Genomic DNA, 807 nt, shown 5'->3' on the forward strand with positions numbered 1-807 from the left:
CAAATGGGACGCAGGTTCAGGCTCAGCATGGCGACCAAAGAACTCACCTCCAACTTACGGTGGTCCAACTCGCCTTCGCATTGGCTTAGCGCAATCGAAAAACGTAATGGCGGTTCGTACCTTACGTGAAGTAGGTCTGGATGAAACTCGTCAGTACCTAACTCGCTTTGGATTCGATATCAACGAAGTGCCTCGCTCAGAAACTATCGCCTTGGGTGCGGGTAGCTTAACACCAATGAAAGTGGCGCAAGGTTACTCGGTTTTTGCAAACGGCGGTTACTATGTTGAGCCGTTCTACGTAGAACGCGTTGAAGATGCATTTGGCGAAGTTTTGTTTAAAGCCAACCCTAAGAGCGTTTGTCATCAAGATTGCCCACAAATGAGCCCACAACCAGAAATGGATCGCTTTGCCAGTGAGTTCGGTGAGCAAGACGTTGCCGTTGATGGCCAAGCTCCAGAGAACGCACTAGAAAATGATGAACCAAAATACGCACCACAAGTGATCTCTGAACAAAACGCATTCTTGATGCGTGAAATGATGTACAGCAACATCTGGGGTGGCGGCAACTGGCGTGAAGGAACTGGCTGGAACGGTACCGGCTGGCGTGCGCAAAAACTTGAGCGTCGTGATATTGGTGGTAAAACTGGTACGACTAACGATTCAAAAGACGCATGGTACAATGGTTATGGTCCGGGCGTGGTTGCTATTGCATGGGTGGGCTTCGATGATCACTCACGCGCGTTAGGCCGCACGACGGTGAACAGCAATTTGGGTCAAGGCCAAGTATCTGGTGCTGAATCAGGTGC

Annotated in this window: 1 protein-coding gene; it reads left to right on the plus strand. The window is 50.2% G+C overall.

What is annotated here, in order from left to right; all coding sequences use genetic code 11:
• Window positions 1-807 (plus strand): penicillin-binding transpeptidase domain-containing protein (locus tag R7P74_RS25825; protein WP_318123498.1); only part of this gene is annotated, 807 nt, incomplete at both ends.

The sequence above is a fragment of the Vibrio sp. 2033 genome (assembly GCF_033339735.1).